This is a genomic window from Megasphaera intestinihominis (genome assembly GCF_040096415.1).
Taxonomy (GTDB): domain Bacteria; phylum Bacillota; class Negativicutes; order Veillonellales; family Megasphaeraceae; genus Megasphaera; species Megasphaera intestinihominis.
This window is the reverse complement of sequence record NZ_JBBMEU010000160.1, coordinates 1-568: the sequence shown is the minus strand read 5'-3', so window position 1 is coordinate 568 and position 568 is coordinate 1. Positions and strand designations below refer to the sequence as shown.

Here is a 568-nt window from a genome sequence, read left to right as displayed (position 1 = left end):
AATGAGAAACCTCATCTCTAGGCTGGTTTCACGCTTAGATGCTTTCAGCGTTTATCCGTCCCCGACGTAGCTACCCAGCTGCACGGCTGGCGCCATGACTGGTACACCATTGGTCGGTCCACTCCGGTCCTCTCGTACTAGGAGCAGCCCCTTTCAAGTTTCTTACGCCCGCGATGGATAGGGACCGAACTGTCTCACGACGTTCTGAACCCAGCTCGCGTACCACTTTAATGGGCGAACAGCCCAACCCTTGGGACCTACTTCAGCCCCAGGATGTGATGAGCCGACATCGAGGTGCCAAACCTCCCCGTCGATATGGACTCTTGGGAGAGATAAGCCTGTTATCCCCAGGGTAGCTTTTATCCGTTGAGCGATGGCAATTCCACTCTCTACCACCGGATCACTAAGCCCGACTTTCGTCCCTGCTCGACCTGTCCGTCTCGCAGTCAAGCTCCCTTCTGCCTTTGCACTCTTCGCGCGGTTTCCGTCCGCGCTGAGGGAACCTTTGGGCGCCTCCGTTACTCTTTCGGAGGCGACCGCCCCAGTCAAACTGCCCGCCTGAGACTGT

1 rRNA gene is annotated in these 568 nt (G+C 57.2%); it reads right to left on the bottom strand.

What is annotated here, in order from left to right:
- Positions 1 to 568 (bottom strand): 23S ribosomal RNA (locus tag WMO23_RS11460); the annotation flags it as partial.